Origin of the sequence: Magnetospirillum aberrantis SpK (genome assembly GCF_011022235.1) — a bacterium.
In the GTDB taxonomy this organism is placed as follows: Bacteria; Pseudomonadota; Alphaproteobacteria; order Rhodospirillales; family Magnetospirillaceae; genus Magnetospirillum; species Magnetospirillum aberrantis.
In genome coordinates this window covers 96292-113024 of record NZ_JAAIYP010000044.1, presented here as the reverse complement: position 1 = coordinate 113024, position 16733 = coordinate 96292, and the positions used below count along the sequence as shown (strand labels likewise).

The window sequence follows — 16733 nt, the reverse complement described above, 5'->3', positions numbered from 1 at the left end:
CGCACGCTTGGCGACCCACGAGGTGAACTTTTCGGGGGATCGGGGGATGGCGAAGGACTACGAATCTTACATTGCCGACTGCAAGGATGATGTTGCAGCTTGCATAGAAAATATGGGGTGCCAGCCAATCCTTTTTGTCGGCTCCGGTCTTTCCCGGCGTTACTTTGGTGGGCCAAGTTGGGAAGAGCTTTTGCAGAAGATGGCCGAACAATGCCCGGTCATTGGGAAGCCATTCGCCTATTTTAAACAAGCGTTCAAAAGCTACAGCGATATCGGTGAAACTTTTGCGGACTCCTACCGTGAATGGGCTTGGGGAAGTGGTCAGGCATTGTTCCCGAACTCAATGTTTACTCCCGAGACCAGGGCAGACGCTTACTTAAAGTTTAAGGTCTGCGAACACTTAGCCAGCATCACCCCCAAGTCTGCCGACCAAGTGAAAGACCCGGCCCTTCGGGCGGAGTTGGCGGCTCTGCAAGCGATTCGCCCGCACGCCGTTATCACGACCAACTTTGACAGCTTTTCGGAAGCGGTTTTCAGCGACTACGCCCCAGTCATTGGTCAGAAAATACTTCGCCATCAATATGCTTCGGTGGGAGAGATTTTCAAAATCCACGGATGCGTTTCGGATCACGCCAGCCTTGTCCTCACCACATCTGACTACGTTGAGTTTCAAAACAAAAAGAAATATTTGAGCGCAAAGCTTCTTGCCTTCTTCGCCGAACACCCTTTGCTTTTTGTCGGCTACAGTGCCAACGATGAAAATATAAAAGCCATTCTGTCTGACATTGACGAGATACTTTGTCCAAATGGAGAGCTTATACCCAACATCTATCTGGTTGAATGGCAGGAAAAAATCACAGAGGCATACCCTGCCAGGGAAAAGCTGATTTCAGTTGGGGGCGATAGAAGTGTGCGCGTCAAAAGCATTTGCGCATCCTCATTCCAGTGGGTGTTTGACGCATTTGCCGCAGATGAAGCGGCAATCAAAGTAAATCCTAAAATCCTCAGGTCATTGATGGCGCGCACCTATGAACTTGTTCGCCACGACCTTCCTAGCCGTGCGCTGGAGGTGGATTTCAAGGTGCTGGAGCACGCAGTCAGTTCAACCGATGAACTGGCGAAGGTTTACGGCATTACGACCCTGGACAATCCATCTGCTCTCAATGCCAAGTACCCATATCTCCTAACCAATCTTGGGGAAAAGCTGGGCGGGAAAGGTTGGCACTGCGCACACAAGCTGATTGAGCAGCTTCGGCAGGATACTGGCGTTGACATCAAGGCAAGCGATAACCGCTATCATATCGCCGTGAAAAGCGGAAAGACGACCATTAACCACAAATATTCTGAAGACGCACTCACCTTATTGAGCAGCCTTTCCGCTGGGCAAGAATACACTCTTGAACTTTAGCGGGAAACTCACCCGTTCTTGGAAGGCGGCGACCCCACACAACGTCGCGCCCTAAGGGACGCGTCTCAAAAGACCGTGGTTCAGCGAATCACTGGGCGCTGGCGCTTATGACGGCCAAATCTGTCTCATATACGTTGTCTCATTGACGAAACAGGGATTCGTGATAGCGTTTAAAGAAGTAAATGAGACGGATTTGGACAAATGCTCGTCGGATACGCCCGCACCTCCACCATTGACCAGCAAGCTGGCCTGGAAGCCCAAGTGCGCGACCTAAAGGCCGCAGGCTGCGAAAAGCTGTTTTGCGAACAAGTGTCGTCGGTGGATGTCGTCGCCCGCGAGCAACTTGCTCTTGCGCTGGATTTCGTTCGCGAAGGTGACGTGCTGATCGTGACCAAGCTTGACCGGCTGGCCCGCTCGGTCTCCCACCTCCTTCAGATCACGCAAACCCTGGAGGAGAAAGGCGTTGGCCTGCGCATCCAGAATATGGGGATGGACACCAGCACGCCAAACGGACGCCTGATGCTGACCTTGCTCGGTGGCATCGCCCAGTGGGAGCGCGAGGTAATGCTGGAAAGACAACGGGAAGGCATCGCCAAAGCCAAGGCTGAAGGCAAATACAAGGGGCGCAGGCCGACCATCAAACCGGAGGAAGTGCGCGCCCTGAAGGCCCAAGGCGTGCGCCCTGCGGATATCGCTCGCACTCTCGGGATCGGTCGGGCCAGCGTCTATCGGGCGCTGGCCGATGACCACTAATCAACGCCTAATCAGTAATATCCAACAAGGTCTTTTTGGCATTGTCGCGACGATGAATAAGCGCCATCAAGCGGTTGTTTTCTTCCGGATTTAGCTTGCCCTGCTTCTCCGCTTTGTAAATCTCTAGATGGAAGGCGTACCAAGCTCCATAAGCAGCAACAAACTCCATCAATGCATCCCGGTGTCCCTTAGCCAGGGCGATGCGCTCAAAGGCATCCTCCGGAATAAACTGGTCCCCTTCAGAAATAAGCCCCAACGAAAGCGAGGTCCGCTGAATCGCCCACAGGATGACCTGTTGCAGGATTTCTTCGGTGAAGTACATTGTTCCTCCTAAGTTCGGCGGTGCCGCTTGGCGGCTCCTAACGCCAACAATCGCACGGGTCACCTCTCCCAACAATCGCCCTCACTCAATGAGCGCGAGTTGACCTCTTGCCCCCTCTGGTGGTGCGTGTTAGAAAATGCGGACCGCCCGGTTCTCAAAAAAATATGCTTGTGCTGACCTTGTGCTGCTTTTTATTCCATCGCAAGGCATTGATATTAAATACTTTTTAAAAGCCACCATTTCACCAAGCGCTAATCCGGCGTCATCGACACTTGGTGCGTGGTTCAAGGGGGTCGCCGGTTCTGCCGGCGGCCCCCTTCCCATTTCGGCACACCGCCGTTTCAACGGAGCGAAGAATGGCAATCCTTTACGTCGCCATCAGCAAGACCATGCAGGAATGGGGCGCCGATGTCGGCTTGGGCAAGAACCTGTTCAAGGTCGGGCTGGCCGATGGCCAAGGTCCCGACGAAGCGGTGGCCGGCTTGGCCGGTTACGATGATTGGAAGGTTCTGAAGACCGCCGAGACCGAGCAGAGCGAGGACGAGGTGATGACACGGCTGACCCGCAAGGAAAAGCTGGTCGATCCCAACTACTACCCCAAGCTCAGGGGGGCCGTCGGCATCGTCAAGGTCAACCTGGTGTCGGTAGAGAACGCGCGGCTGATCGCCCTGGCGCTGGACGGCAAGGAGCCGCCCAAGACCAAGGCCAAGGCCGCCGACATCGCCACCTATCTGGTCAACAACGCGCTAAGATAGCCAGAGCCCTCAGCCGCCGCCCGGCAAACGCTGGATGACGTTCCAGGCCTGTTGCACCGTGTTCAAACCTTGCAGCAACCCGCTGCCGGAACTGCTGTTACCGGCGGAGGACGCGGCCTGACGGCCCTGTAGCAAGGCATCGGAATCGGCCAGTTGGCTTTCGCTGTCCTTGACCATGCCGGCCAGCAGCGCCTGCCCTGAACCCGAGCCGACACCGACGCCGCCAGCGGCAAGCCGTGCCCGCGCCGAGGCCATCTGACGGGACAGAAGGTCGCGCTGCTGCTTGGCCTTGATCTGCTGTTGCTGCACCACCAGCGCGTTTTGCGCCTCCATCTGCGCGGACTGGGCCTTCGCCGCCTGACGGGACTGCTGTTGGTTGGCGACCATCGACCCCAAAGCCATGGCCGCGCTCTCGAAACCACCCATTTCTCACCCTCCAAACAATGTTCGCTTTATGTTCTTACCAGAACATGCGAGCCATTGTCAAGGAATACAATCCCAGGGCGTAGAGACGACAAGGGCGGCGCCGGCCATCGCCGACGCCGCCCCGTCACCACACCGATCCAGAAATCAGACCGCGCGGGCCTTGACGTAGGAGCCGGGCGCCTCGTCCAACGGCTTCAGCTTGCCCTCGCCGGGCTGTCGCGCCGCCACCTGCGGGCCGCCGAACTTGGACGCCCAGGCATGCCAATCCGGCCACCACGAACCGTCTTCCTGTTTGGCGCCGTTCAGCCAGGTGTCGGGGTTCTTCACCTTCTTGGCGTTGGTCCAGTAACAGTACTTGTTGGCGGCCGGCGGATTGACCACGCCGGCGATGTGCCCCGAGGCCGACAGCACGAACTTGACCGGCCCCGAGGTGTTCTGGGTCAGCGAGAACGTGCTTTTCCACGGCGCGATGTGGTCTTCGCGGGTCGACAGCATGTAGATCGGCGTCTTGATCTTGGACAGGTCGATGGCGACACCGTCCAAGGTGATGCCGCCGGGAACCACCAACTGGTTTTCCTGGTACATCTTGCGCAGATAGAAGCTGTGCATGGCCGCCGGCATGCGGGTGGAATCGGAATTCCAATACAGCAGGTCGAACGGGAACGGGTCCTTGCCCAACAGATAATTGTTGACCACGAACGACCAGATCAGGTCGTTGGCCCGCAACATGTTGAAAGTCATGGCCATGTCGCGGCCGTCCAGATAGCCGCTTTGGCTCATCATGCCTTCGAGGTTCTGGAGTTGCTCTTCGTCGATGAAGACGCCGAGTTCGCCCGGTTCCTTGAAGTCGGTCATGGTGGTGAACAGCGTCGCCGACAGGAAACGGTCGTCGCCCTTGGCCGCCATGTAGGCCAGGGTGCACACCGTCAGCGTGCCGCCCAGGCAATAGCCGACCACGTTGGCCTGACGCTCGCCGGTGGCTTTCTCGATGGCGTCCAACGCCGCCAGCGGGCCTTCCTTCATGTAGTCGGCGAAGGTCTTGGCCGCCAGCTTCTCGTCCGGGTTGACCCAGGAGATGACGAACACGGTGTGTCCCTGGTCCACCGCCCATTTGATGTAGCTGTTCTTGGCCCGCAGATCGAGGATGTAGAACTTGTTGATCCACGGCGGCACCACCAGCAGCGGCGCCTTCAGCACCTTGTCGGTGGTCGGGGTGTACTGGACCAACTGCATCAGGTCGTTCTGATGGACCACCTTGCCCGGGGTGACGGCGATGTTCTCGCCCACCTTGAAGGCGTCGTAATCGGTCATCTTGATGCTGAGCTTGCCGTGCCCCCGTTCAAGGTCGTCAAGCAGGTTGTTCAAGCCCTTGAGCAGGTTCTCGCCACCCGATTCGACGGTGGTGCGCAGCACCTCGGGATTGGTCAGCACGAAGTTGGACGGCGCCATGGCGTCGACGAACTGGCGGGTATAGAAATCCACCTTCTGGGCGGTGTGGTCGTCAAGCCCCTCGACCCCGTTGACGACGCCATGCAGATAGCGCGCCGACAGCAGGTAGGATTGCTTGATGAAGTCGAAGATCTCGTTCTCTTCCCACATCTCGTCCTTGAAGCGGCGGTCGGCGGCGTCGGGTCGGGCCACCGGCTCGGCTACTTCGCCCATGAACTTGAGCGCGGTGTTCTGCCACAGCGCCATGTAGTCCTGCCACAGGTTGAAATTGGCCTCGACCAGCTTGGCCGGGTCGGTCATCAACCGGGTGGTCATCTCCATGAAGGCGTTGCCGATGTTGAGCGGATCGAGGTTGACCGAGGCCGGGTCCGCCGTCTGGCGGCTAAGGAACTCGGCGACGACGCGCTGGCTGCGTTCCGCGATGTTGGCCATCGCCTTGGACAGTTCGGCAGGGTCGATCAGCTTGACGTCGTTACCCATCTCTTCGGCCATAAGAATCCTCGTCTGGAGTTTCCACGAAACGCAAAAAAGCAATCGCGACTGTTCCACGTCGAGGATAGCACCGTCCGCGAAACGGCATCACCCCCTTCGAAAGCCCCTACCTGACCTATATACTTTCAATCGCCAGCCTGTTAAACGTGAACATGCCGTAAAAGTTGGCACTGCGTCCATTCTCTACGACAATCGGGGTGGTGGGTCTTACCATGATGGGTCGCTTGGATTTGAGCATCGGTCGCAATCGTGAACGCGCGCTGACGGCCGTCCGGGTACTTTTCGCCGTTGGGATGCTGAGCGGTTGCTCGTCGGTTCCCGACGCCGTCAACCCGGTGGAATGGTACAAGGGTGCCGAGCGGATGATCGCCGGCGACGACGAAACCCCAGTGGCCGAGCCCGTGCCCGCCAAGGGACAGGCCGAGGCCGCGTCCGACAGCAAGACCGGCGCCGATTCGCGCGACGACCTGACCGAAGGGTTGCCGGCCGACCGCACCAATTCCAAATACGCCGAACCGATCCGCCGCGAGGTGACGCCCACCAAGCAACTGGCCCGCCGCACGCCGCCGCCGGCCGGCACCCAGGTCGCCAGCGCCGAGGGCGTGCCGCCCAAGCCGGCCGTCACCGCCCAGGCGCTGCCAGGTACGGCGCGCGACGACGGCCCCAACGCCCCGCCGGACAGCGTCAACATGACCCCGCCGGCGCCCGCCGACATTCCCGAGACCGTGCCCGCCCGCGGCGGTCGCCAGTTGCAGGCGCAGTTCCAGCGCCGCTTGGCGGAATCGGCACAACAGAGCCTGAGCCCGAACATGGTCGCCAGCTATGGCGGCTCTCCCCGTTACGAGGAAGAGCCGATCCATCTGGTGCCGCCGTCGTCGGCCAGGAACCGCGTCAAGGGTGGCGGCAAAGGCATGGCCGCCCCCGAACCCGTGGCCCAGCCCGCGGCCAGCTTCCAGGTGGCGTCGCTCGACTTCAACGCCGGTTCGGCCAACCTGACCTCGGCCGACCGCGCCTCGATCGCCGAGGTGGCGCGCGTTTATCGCCAGACCGGCGGCGTGGTCCGGGTCGTCGGCCATGCCCCCGCGCCCTTGTTCGGCGGTGACGACGTGCAGCAGATGATGGGCAGCCTGGATGCCGCCATGAAGCGAGCCAACGCGGTGGCGCGCGAACTGACCAAGCGCGGCGTCCCCGCCCGCAAGATCATGGTCGGTGCCGATCCCAGTGCCGCCGGCATGGTTTCGGACGTCGGCGCCCAGGTCTATATCGACGTCATTTGACCGCACGGCGCGACCGCATCGCCCAGGCGTTGACGGTAATGGCCCCGGCCTTGCCCGCGTTCGAGCGGGCCGACATCCTGGACCATGCCGTCGATTCCGCCGGCCTGCGCGTCGCGTCGCCCCAGGCGGCGGCGTGGGCGGCGCTGGTGGCCCACGCCCGTCACGTCCACACCGATTACGACGGCTTGCTGGCCGAAGGCTACGACGTCGAGGCCGCGCGTTTTTTCGTGCGCGACCAAATCAACGCCACGTTGGCCGCATGGGGATGCCGTCATCGGGTGCAAGAGCAATAACGCGACGCCAGCCCTACCAAAAAGGTGTCGATTCTTGCCCGAGGGCGCGCTAGAACTGCCCCTTCCCAATCCTCGCGAAAGGCTTTTCCGGCCTTGGTTTGTCGAGGCCGGATTGGCGGAAGAAAGAATCGGCATCATGAGCACGGAACAGGAATTCCATCGGATCAAGCGCCTTCCCCCTTATGTGTTCGCGGAAGTGAACGCCATGAAGGCCCGAGCTCGTGCCGCCGGCGACGACATCATCGATTTCGGCATGGGCAATCCCGACCAGCCGACCCCCGAACACATCGTCGACAAGCTGGTCGAGGCCGCGCGCAATCCGCGCGCCCACCGCTATTCCATGAGCCGCGGCATCCCCGGTCTGCGCAAGGCCCTGGTCAACTATTACCAGCGCCGCTTCGGCGTCGAGTTGGACCAGGAGAGCGAATGCATCGTGACGCTGGGGTCCAAGGAAGGGCTGGCCAATCTGGCCAACGCCATCACCAGCCCCGGCGACGTGGTGCTGGTGCCCAATCCCAGCTATCCCATCCACCCCTATGGCTTCATCATCGCCGGCGGCTCGTGCCGCTATGTGCCGGTGACCCCCGACGCCGACTTCCTGCGCGCGCTTGACCGCGCCGTGCGCCATTCGGTGCCCAAGCCCATCGCCCTGGTGCTGAACTATCCCAGCAACCCGACCGCGTTGCTGGCCAATCTGGACTTCTATGGGCAGGTGGTGGATTTCTGCCGCCATCACGGCATCTGGATCCTGTCGGACCTGGCCTACGCCGAAATCTATTTCGACGTGACGCCGCCGCCCTCGATCCTTCAGGTGCCGGGCGCCAAGGACATCGCCGTCGAATTCACCTCGATGTCCAAGACCTATAACATGCCGGGCTGGCGTATCGGCTTCGCCGCCGGCAACAAGAAGCTGATCGCCGCCTTGGGCCGCATCAAGTCGTACCTGGATTACGGCGCCTTCACCCCCATCCAGGTGGCGGCCACCGCCGCCCTGAACGGCCCCCAGGATTGTGTCGAGGACATCCGCCAGATGTACAAGGCGCGGCGCGACGTGCTGATCGAGGGGCTTCAGGCCGCCGGCTGGGACGTGCCCAGCCCGCCCGCCACCATGTTCGCCTGGGCGCCGATTCCGCCGGCCTTCGCCCATCTCGGCTCGCTTGAGTTCTCGAAGCTGTTGATGCGCGAGGCCCAGGTGGCGGTGGCGCCGGGCATCGGCTTTGGCGAGTACGGCGACAATTTCGTCCGTATCGGTCTGGTCGAGAACCGCCATCGCACCCGTCAGGCGGTACGCAACATCAAGGCGTTCCTGGGCAATTACGACAAGATCCTGGAAGAATCCGAGAAACAGCGCGTGGTGTCCGGCTGATGAAATCCCTGAAGATCGCTGTTGCCGGCCTGGGCACCGTCGGTGCCGGGCTGGTCAAATTGCTTGCCGACAACGCGGGCATCATCGCCGCCCGCTCCGGCCGCGCCATCGAGGTCGCGGCGGTGTCGGCCCGTGACCGCTCCAAGGATCGCGGCGTGGCCATTCCCGACAGCGTCGTCTGGTACGAAGACGCCGCCGTGATGGCGGCGGAAGCCGACGTCGACGTGGTGGTCGAGGTGATCGGCGGCTCGGACGGTATCGCCAAGCAGGTGGTGGAGACCGCGCTGGCCCGCGGCCTGTCGGTGGTCACCGCCAACAAGGCGCTGTTGGCCCACCACGGCACCCAGCTGGCCAAACTGGCCGAGGACAAGGGCGCGGCGCTGGCCTTCGAAGCGGCGGTGGCCGGCGGCATCCCGATCATCAAGGCGCTGAAGGAAGGGCTGGCCGGCAATTCCATCGCCCAGGTGACCGGCATCCTGAACGGCACCTGCAACTACATCCTGACCACCATGCGCGAAACCGGGCGCGACTTCGCCGACGTGTTGGCCGAAGCGCAGGCCCTGGGCTATGCCGAGGCCGATCCCAGCTTCGACATCGACGGCGTCGATGCCGCCCACAAGCTGTGCATCCTGACCTCGCTGGCCTTTGCCACCCCGGTGGATTTCCAGTCCATGCATGTCGAGGGTATCCGCCACATCTCGGCGGTGGACATCGAATTCGCCGAGAAGCTTGGCTATCGCATCAAGCTGTTGGGCATCGCCCGCAAGACCGAACTGGGCGTGGAACAGCGGGTGCACCCGTGCATGGTGCCGGTGCGCGCCCCCATCGCCCGCGTCGACGGCGTGTTCAACGCGGTGGTGGCGGAAGGCGATTTCGTCGGCCGCTCCATCTACGAAGGACGCGGTGCCGGGGCCGGTCCCACCGCCTCGGCGGTGGCCGCCGATCTGGTGGACATCGCGCGCGGTTGCCGCACTCCCACCTTCGGTGTGCCGGTGGCGGCGCTGTCACCCTTGCCGGCCGCCCCCATGACGGCGCGCCAGGGGGCCTATTACATGCGCCTGATGGTGTTGGACCGCCCCGGCGTCCTGGCCGACGTCTCGGCGGCGCTTCGCGACGAACAGGTGTCGGTGGAACAGATGATCCAGCCCGGCCGCGCCCCCGGCGAGACCGTGCCCATGGTCATGACGCTGCACGACACCACCGAGGCCGCCATGGAACGCGCCGTCGCCCGCATCGGCACCCTGGCCGCCGTGGTCGAGCCGCCGCGTATCATCCGCATCGAGAACCTGTAGGGGGGAACGTCCTCGCATGCCCAACCGCATCTTCGTGCCGCCGCCACAAGCCCTGGACCGCAATCTGGCGCTTGAGGTGGTGCGCGTCACCGAGGCCAGTGCGCTGGCCGCCGGCCGCTGGGTCGGCCGCGGCGACGAAAAATCCGCCGACGAAGCCGCCACCGCCGCCATGCGCGAGGCGTTGAACAGCCTGGCCATGGACGGCGTCATCGTCAACGGCGACGCCGAGGACCCGAACCAGCCGCTGCACAACGGCGAGCACGTCGGCACCGACAAGGGACCGCGCGTCGATATCGCGCTGACCGCCATCGAAGGCGTGACCATCTGCGCCAAGGGTAGCCACAACGCCCTGTCGGTGGTGGCCGCCACCGATTCGGGGTCGTTCCTGCATGTGCCGCAGAACGTCTACATGGAAAAGATCGCGGTCGGCGGCCGTCTGCCCAAGGGCATCATCGACCTGGAGCGCGAACCCGAGGAGAACCTGGCCCGCGTCGCCGCCGCCAAGGGCATGGCGGTCACCGAGCTGACGGTGTGCATGCTGGACCGCCCGCGCCACGCCGACCTGTTGGGCCGCATCTACGATTCCGGTGCCCGCGTGGTGCTGATCGATGACGGCGACGTCTCGGGAGCCATCGCCACCGGACTGCCGGAAACCGGTATAGACCTCTATATGGGTTCGGGCGGTGCCGCCGAGGGTGTGCTGGCCGCCGCCGGCCTCAAATGCCTGGGCGGCCAGATGCAGTGCCGGTTGATGCTGCGCAGCGAGGACGAGAAACAGCGTGCCCGCCATGCCGGCATCCAGGATCTGAACGCCAAATGGGACGTGGATCAGATGGTGCGCGGCGACGTCATGTTCGCCGCCACCGGCATCACCGACGGCCATCTGCTGAAGGGCGTGCGCTTTTACAAGGGCGGCGCGATCAGCCATTCCATCGTCATGCGTTCGATGACCGGTACCATCCGCCAGCTTTCGGCGCGGCACGATTTCGACAAACACGCCAAGCTGCACGACCGCTGAGCACATGTCCGTCCCCGCCGCCCCCCTTCCCACCGCCGAGGCCTTCCTGGGTGTCGAGCGGTCGCTGACCGGGCGGCGGTGGCAGGCGGCCGCCGGCGATCCTCGGGTGGCGCTGGCGCTGGCCCAACGTCTGGACTTGCCCGAAGTGGTGGGCCGTGCCCTGGCGGCGCGTGGCATCGGACTGGACGACGCCGAGTTGTTCCTGACCCCCACCCTGCGCCACCTGTTGCCCGACCCGTTCCACCTCAAGGACATGGACAAGGCGGCGGAACGGCTGGCCCGCGCGGTGATGGGCGGCGAGCCCATCGGCATCTTCGGCGATTACGACGTGGATGGCGCCACCTCGTCGGCACTGTTGCGATTGTTCCTGGAATCGGTCGGCGCGGTGGTGCGCGTGCACATTCCCGACCGCATCACCGAAGGCTACGGCCCCAACGCCCCGGCACTTCTGAAACTTCAGGCCGAAGGCGTCGGCGTAGTGGTGACGGTGGATTGCGGGACCACGGCTTACGCGCCGCTGGCCGCCGTGGCCGAGGCCGGGCTGGACGTGGTTGTCGTCGACCACCACGAGGCCGAGCCGGAACTGCCGCGCTGTTTCGCCCTGGTCAACCCCAACCGCCTGGACGAAGACAGCCCGCACGGCCATCTGGCCGCCGTCGGCGTCGCCTTCCTGGTGGCGGTGGCGGTCAACCGCGTGCTCAAGCAACAGGGCTGGTATCAGGGACGCACCCCGCCCGACCTTCTGCAATGGCTGGACATCGTCGCCCTGGGCACGGTGTGCGACGTGGTGCCGCTCAAGGGCGTCAACCGCGCTCTGGTCACCCAGGGGCTCAAGGTCATGGCCAAACGCGGCAATGTCGGCCTGTCGGCGCTGGCCGACGTGGCCGGCGTCAAGGAACGGCCCGACGCCTACCACCTGGGCTACCTTCTCGGCCCGCGCGTCAACGCCGGCGGCCGCGTCGGCGAGGCCGAGTTGGGCACCCGTCTGCTGGCCAGCGACGACCCGGCCGAAGCCAGCGAGATCGCCAAGGTTCTGGACGGCTACAACAAGGACCGCCAGGAAATCGAGGCCGCTGTCCTGCAACAGGCCATCGAACAGGTGGAAGACGCCGCCGACGACGGTCTGCCGCTGGTGCTGGCCGCCGGCGAGGACTGGCACCCCGGCGTCATCGGCATCGTCGCCGGCCGGCTCAAGGAACGCTATAACCGCCCGGCCTGCGTGGTGGCCCTGGACGGCGCCGAGGGCAAGGGATCGGGGCGTTCGGTTCCCGGCCTGGATCTGGGCGCGGCGATCATCGCCGCCCGCCAGTCCGGCGTGCTGAAGGCCGGCGGCGGCCACGCCATGGCCGCCGGCTTCACCGTGGCCCGCGAAAAACTGGACGAGTTCCGCGCCTTCCTGGCCGCCCGGCTTCAGGCGCAATTGACCGGAGAACTGGTGCCGGTGCTGGAACTGGACGGCGCGCTTGACCCCGCCGGCTGCACCACCGACATGATCGAGGCGTTGGGACAACTGGCCCCCTTTGGCGCCGGCAACCCGGAACCGCGCTTCGCCGTCACCGACGCCCGCATCGTCAAGGCCGACGTGGTCGGCAACGGCCATGTGCGGCTGATCGTCAAGGGCATGGGCGGCGCCAGCCTCAAGGCCATCGCCTTCCGCGCCGCCGACAGCGACATGGGCCAAGCGTTGCTTCTGGGGCGCGGCGGTGCCTTCCACTTGGCCGGCACCTTGCGGGCCGACACCTGGCAAGGCACCACCTCGGTCCAACTGATCGTCGACGATGCCGCCCCCGCCCGCTGAACGGATTGTTTTTCTTTCCATTCACAAGTTGTCAGCCTCGCGTTTTCCGCCTTTGTCAAACGGTCTCGGCGAAGGTCAGACACGACGCGGGTGAAATACCCCTATTACTTCAGTGGTATTACAACTGAGCATTCGATCCTGTATCGGGGGGAGAAGTCCCATGCCCAGTTCCATGAAAAAGCTTGGCTGGCTGGCCATTGCCGCCCTGGGGGCGGTATCGCTGGCGGTGATCGCGCTCAAGCGCGGCGAAAGCGTCAACGCATTGTGGCTGGTGGTGGCTGCGGTGTGCAGCTATTTCATCGCCTTTCGTTTCTACGGTCTGTTCATCGCCAACACGGTGATGGGCGCCGACGGCAACCGCCCGACCCCGGCGGTTCGCCGCAACGACGGACTTGATTACGTTCCCACCAACAAATACGTGCTGTACGGTCACCATTTCGCCGCCATCGCCGGCGCCGGCCCGTTGGTCGGACCGGTCCTGGCCGCCCAGATGGGTTATCTTCCCGGCACATTGTGGATCATCGCCGGCGTCATCCTGGCCGGCGCGGTCCAGGACAGCATGGTCCTGTTCTGCTCGATGCGGCGCGACGGCCGGTCGCTCGGCGACATGATCCGCGCGGAAATGGGACCGGTGGCCGGCTCCATCGCGTCCGTCGGCATCTTGCTGATCATGATCATCATCCTGGCCATCCTGGCGCTGGTGGTGGTCAAGGCCCTGGCCGGCAGCCCGTGGGGCACCTTCACGGTGTTCGCCACCATTCCCATCGCCATCCTGATGGGCGTCTATTGCCGCTTCATCCGTCCCGGCCGCATCGCCGAGATGAGCGTGATCGGCTTCATCCTGCTGATGGCGGCGCTGATCTTCGGCCGCAACGTCTCGGAAAGCGAGACACTGGCCCCGCTGTTCACCTTCACCGGCCAACAACTGGCATTGATCATCATCGCCTATGGCTTCGTCGCCTCGGTGCTGCCGGTGTGGCTGTTGCTGGCGCCGCGCGACTATCTGTCCACCTTCCTGAAGATCGGGGCCATCGTGGCGTTGGCGCTGGGCATCGCCATCGTCATGCCGCCGCTGAAGATGCATGCCATCACCCAATTCGTCGACGGCACCGGCCCGGTGTTCAAGGGCGCGTGGTGGCCGTTCCTGTTCATCACCATCGCCTGTGGCGCGGTGTCCGGCTTCCACGCCCTGATCAGCTCGGGCACCACGCCCAAGATGATCGAGAACGAACGTCAGGTGGCCTTCATCGGCTATGGCGGCATGCTGATGGAATCCTTTGTCGCCGCCATGGCCATGGTGGCCGCCTCGGTCATCGAGCCCGGCATCTATTTCGCCATGAACAGCCCCGGCGCGGTGATCGGTGGCGACGTGGCCGCCGCCGCGGCCAAGATTTCGTCCTGGGGCTTCATCGTCACCCCGGAAATGCTGACCGAGATGGCCAGGGACGTGGGCGAACACACCATCTTGTCGCGCACCGGCGGCGCGCCGACCCTGGCGGTGGGCATGGCCTACATCTTCTCGAACGTCATCGGCGGCAAGGCGATGATGGGCTTTTGGTACCATTTCGCCATCCTGTTCGAGGCGTTGTTCATCCTGACCGCGGTTGACGCCGGTACCCGCGCCTGCCGTTTCATGGTCCAGGACATGCTTGGTGCGGTCTACGAACCCTTCCGCGCCACCAGAAGCTGGAGCAACAACCTGATCGCCACCGCCATCTCGGTGGCCATGTGGGGCTACATCCTTTATGCCGGCGTGATCGACCCGTTCGGCGGCATCAACAGCCTGTGGCCGTTGTTCGGCATCTCCAACCAGATGCTGGCCGGCATGGCGTTGATCATGGTGACGGTCATCCTGTTCAAGATGAAGCGCGAGCGTTGGGCGTGGGTCAGCGCGGTTCCGGCGGTGTTCCTGTTGATCTGCACCACCTGGGCCGGGCTGTTGAAGATTTTCTCTCCCGATCCCGCCATCGGCTTCTTCGCACTGGCCAACAAGTTCAGCACGGCCATGGCCGAGGACAAGGTCCTGGGCCCGGCCAAGAACATGGACCAAATGGCGCAGGTGGTTCACAACAACATGCTCGACGGCGTCCTTTCCATCGCCTTCGTGCTGGTGGTGGCGTCCATGGTGATCTATGGCGTCGTCTCCATCCGCAAGGCGCGTCAATCCGAGAAGCCGACCACCGTCGAGGTGGGCGGCGGCAATCCAGCCCCGGCGGAGTAAGCGGACATGCTTGGCGACCTCAAGCTGATCAAGGACCGTCTGGTGCAGATGAGCCGCCTTATGGTGGGCATCCCGGATTACGACGCCTATGTGGCGCACCGTATGGTCCAGCACCCGGACGAGCCGATCATGACCTACGAGGAGTTCTTCAGAAATCGCCAGGACGCCCGCTACGGCGTCGGCGGCGACGGGTCGGTGACCCGTTGCTGCTAGACCTTCTGGGGCGGCTTCGAAACCGAAGCCGCCCCTTTCTTTTCGGCCATCGATTTTTTTAAAAAGAGGCCTTGCCCTCTCCCTCGGTCGAGGTTATAAAGCGCGCCTTGCCTCGACGTCCCCATCGTCTAGAGGCCTAGGACACCGCCCTTTCACGGCGGCGACAGGGGTTCGAATCCCCTTGGGGACGCCAATTCCGCTAGCGTGTTGATTTTCCAGCAAAATCCGCCACGTTGTTGAATGGCCCGTTGTCCATGATGGACAACGCGATCAGGCGCGACACCTGGCTCTTGGAGATGCCGGTCATGCCCATTGCGGTGTGTGAGCCGGTCGGCGGGATTACGCTCGCCGTGCCCGGCGCCGGTCAGCGTCGCCACCTCCAGTTCCATCAGCCGCTCGGCGGCAAAGCCGATCATCTCGCGCAGCAGGTCGGCGTCTGCGCTCTTTTCCAGCAGCCCGCGAAGGCTCATCATCTCATTGGTCATCGTCTTGATCCTTGGTTCGGTTGAAGGTCGCAACCAAACCCTACCGAAGATCGACGATGACCACCCGCGCCGACGTCGCCAAGGTGCAGACCCTGCTGGGCAAGGCAGGCTATCTCGATCTCGGTCAGGACGGCCCCAGCGGCTACGCCAATCCCAATACCGACAAGGCCATCCGCGATTTCCAAAAGGAGAACGGCCTACAGGTGGATGGGGTGCTGAAGCCGGGCGGCCCGACCATCGCCAAGCTGGGCGGTCTGCTGGGCGGCGGCACGCAGGCGAATTCGTTCATGCCCCGGCGCGCGCCTTTCGACGAAAAGCCGGACGTCCCGGACATTCGCACCCCGCCCACCTTTCCCCAGCAGCAGCCCAACGGCACCCGGAAACCCGCCGACCTGCTCAGTATCCTGTTGGGCGAGGCGCCCGAGCCAACCATCTGGTCTCCCCAATCGACGCCGCGCGACAAACCCCAGGGAGGAAGGTGGACCTCCAACTGAGCCGCGATCTCGATGTCCAGTACAAGACGGCCTTCGTCCTGGCGCACAAGCTGCGCGAGGCGATGGCGGCCGAGGATGCCGGCGCCGTGGCCTCGGGCGAGGTGGAGATCGACGGCGCCTATTTCGGCGGCTACGTGAAGCCGGCCAACTGGAAGGAAAACCGCCGCGACCGCCGCCTGCGCAAGAACCAGAACGGCAAGCGCCGGGTGGTGATCGTCGCCCGAGAGCGCAACGGCAAGACCCTGACCTTCGTGGTCAAGAGCGAGGACGCGGCCGTTCCGACCATCCACGAGCGGGTGGCGCCCGGCAGCACCATCCACGCCGACGAGGCCCCGCATTGGGACCAGTTGCACGCCCGCTTCCTGACCAAGCGGATCAACCATTCCGAGGTCTACAGCGACGGTGAAAGCTGCACCAACCAAGCCGAGAGCTTTTTCAGCCGCCTCCGCCGCGCAGAATTCGGCACCTACCACCACGTCGCCGGCCCGTATCTCGCCGCCTATGCCGCCGAAATGGACTGGCGGGAAGACCATCGCCGCGTCAGCAACGGCGAGCAGTTCATGATGGTGGTGGCTGCTGCCGCCAGCCATCCGGTCAGCCGCCAATGGAAGGGCTACTGGCAGCGTGGTTGCTAACCATTGCTCGACCAAGGCGCAGCAAAACGCTACCTT

The 16733-nt window shown here is 63.3% G+C and carries 15 protein-coding genes, 1 tRNA gene and 2 pseudogenes; 14 read left to right on the top strand and 4 right to left on the bottom strand.

Features of this window, described 5'->3' with window-relative positions; all coding sequences use genetic code 11:
* The first annotated feature begins 46 nt into the window (after nucleotides 1-46).
* Nucleotides 47-1408: an SIR2 family protein gene (locus tag G4223_RS17485; protein WP_163682373.1), complete on the top strand. Its 1362-nt coding sequence runs from the start codon at nucleotides 47-49 to the stop codon at nucleotides 1406-1408.
* A 201-nt stretch (nucleotides 1409-1609) separates the two neighbouring features.
* Nucleotides 1610-2161, top strand: a complete 552-nt coding sequence (locus G4223_RS17480; protein ID WP_163682371.1) for a recombinase family protein — start codon at nucleotides 1610-1612, stop codon at nucleotides 2159-2161.
* 7 nt (nucleotides 2162-2168) lie between these two features.
* Here the strand turns inward: G4223_RS17480 and G4223_RS17475 are convergent, their stop codons facing one another.
* A complete protein-coding gene (locus G4223_RS17475; protein ID WP_163682369.1) occupies nucleotides 2169-2483 on the bottom strand; it encodes a hypothetical protein in 315 nt (104 codons plus the stop codon).
* Nucleotides 2484-2839: 356 nt separating this feature from the next.
* On the opposite strand from G4223_RS17475, the gene G4223_RS17470 reads away from it, so the two are divergent.
* Nucleotides 2840-3238 (top strand): hypothetical protein, encoded by a 399-nt coding sequence (locus G4223_RS17470; protein ID WP_163682367.1) that lies wholly within the window; start codon nucleotides 2840-2842, stop codon nucleotides 3236-3238.
* A gap of 9 nt (nucleotides 3239-3247) precedes the next feature.
* Here G4223_RS17470 and G4223_RS17465 read toward each other — a convergent pair whose 3' ends face one another.
* The gene (locus G4223_RS17465; protein WP_163682365.1) at nucleotides 3248-3664 is read right to left on the bottom strand and encodes a hypothetical protein; all 417 of its coding nucleotides are present in this window, start codon (nucleotides 3662-3664) and stop codon (nucleotides 3248-3250) included.
* A 144-nt stretch (nucleotides 3665-3808) separates the two neighbouring features.
* On the bottom strand, nucleotides 3809-5605 hold the full coding sequence (locus tag G4223_RS17460) for a PHA/PHB synthase family protein (protein WP_163682363.1): 1797 nt from the start codon (nucleotides 5603-5605) through the stop codon (nucleotides 3809-3811).
* A 212-nt stretch (nucleotides 5606-5817) separates the two neighbouring features.
* Between G4223_RS17460 and G4223_RS17455 the strand changes: the two genes are divergently transcribed.
* The 9 genes from G4223_RS17455 (at nucleotide 5818) to G4223_RS17415 (ending at nucleotide 15276) form a co-directional block, all read left to right on the top strand.
* Nucleotides 5818-6882 (top strand): OmpA family protein, encoded by a 1065-nt coding sequence (locus G4223_RS17455; protein WP_163682362.1) that lies wholly within the window; start codon nucleotides 5818-5820, stop codon nucleotides 6880-6882.
* A complete protein-coding gene (locus G4223_RS17450; protein ID WP_241004194.1) occupies nucleotides 6879-7175 on the top strand; it encodes a DUF2293 domain-containing protein in 297 nt (98 codons plus the stop codon). The genes G4223_RS17455 and G4223_RS17450 overlap by 4 nt, the downstream gene beginning before the upstream one ends.
* A 136-nt stretch (nucleotides 7176-7311) precedes the next feature.
* Complete coding sequence (locus G4223_RS17445) at nucleotides 7312-8541, top strand: LL-diaminopimelate aminotransferase (RefSeq protein ID WP_163682360.1); 1230 nt, start codon at nucleotides 7312-7314, stop codon at nucleotides 8539-8541.
* Nucleotides 8541-9833 (top strand): homoserine dehydrogenase, encoded by a 1293-nt coding sequence (locus G4223_RS17440; RefSeq protein WP_420844460.1) that lies wholly within the window; start codon nucleotides 8541-8543, stop codon nucleotides 9831-9833. Before G4223_RS17445 ends, G4223_RS17440 begins: the two co-directional genes overlap by 1 nt.
* A gap of 16 nt (nucleotides 9834-9849) precedes the next feature.
* Nucleotides 9850-10851: a class II fructose-bisphosphatase gene (gene glpX, locus G4223_RS17435; RefSeq protein WP_163682358.1), complete on the top strand. Its 1002-nt coding sequence runs from the start codon at nucleotides 9850-9852 to the stop codon at nucleotides 10849-10851.
* A 4-nt stretch (nucleotides 10852-10855) separates the two neighbouring features.
* Nucleotides 10856-12649: a single-stranded-DNA-specific exonuclease RecJ gene (gene recJ / locus G4223_RS17430; protein ID WP_163682356.1), complete on the top strand. Its 1794-nt coding sequence runs from the start codon at nucleotides 10856-10858 to the stop codon at nucleotides 12647-12649.
* 160 nt (nucleotides 12650-12809) lie between these two features.
* The gene (locus G4223_RS17425) at nucleotides 12810-14870 is read left to right on the top strand and encodes a carbon starvation CstA family protein (protein ID WP_163682354.1); all 2061 of its coding nucleotides are present in this window, start codon (nucleotides 12810-12812) and stop codon (nucleotides 14868-14870) included.
* A gap of 6 nt (nucleotides 14871-14876) precedes the next feature.
* A complete protein-coding gene (locus G4223_RS17420; RefSeq protein WP_163682352.1) occupies nucleotides 14877-15083 on the top strand; it encodes a YbdD/YjiX family protein in 207 nt (68 codons plus the stop codon).
* Nucleotides 15084-15200: 117 nt separating this feature from the next.
* Nucleotides 15201-15276, top strand: a tRNA-Glu gene (locus G4223_RS17415).
* A 97-nt stretch (nucleotides 15277-15373) separates the two neighbouring features.
* On the opposite strand, the pseudogene G4223_RS17410 reads toward G4223_RS17415, so the two are convergent.
* A pseudogene (locus tag G4223_RS17410) lies at nucleotides 15374-15568 on the bottom strand (IS256 family transposase); the annotation flags it as partial.
* A gap of 56 nt (nucleotides 15569-15624) precedes the next feature.
* Here G4223_RS17410 and G4223_RS17405 point away from each other — a divergent pair.
* A complete protein-coding gene (locus G4223_RS17405) occupies nucleotides 15625-16062 on the top strand; it encodes a peptidoglycan-binding domain-containing protein (RefSeq protein ID WP_163682350.1) in 438 nt (145 codons plus the stop codon).
* A pseudogene (locus G4223_RS17400) lies at nucleotides 16053-16697 on the top strand (IS1595 family transposase); the annotation flags it as partial. The gene G4223_RS17405 and the pseudogene G4223_RS17400, both read left to right, overlap by 10 nt.
* Nucleotides 16698-16733: the final 36 nt, after the last annotated feature.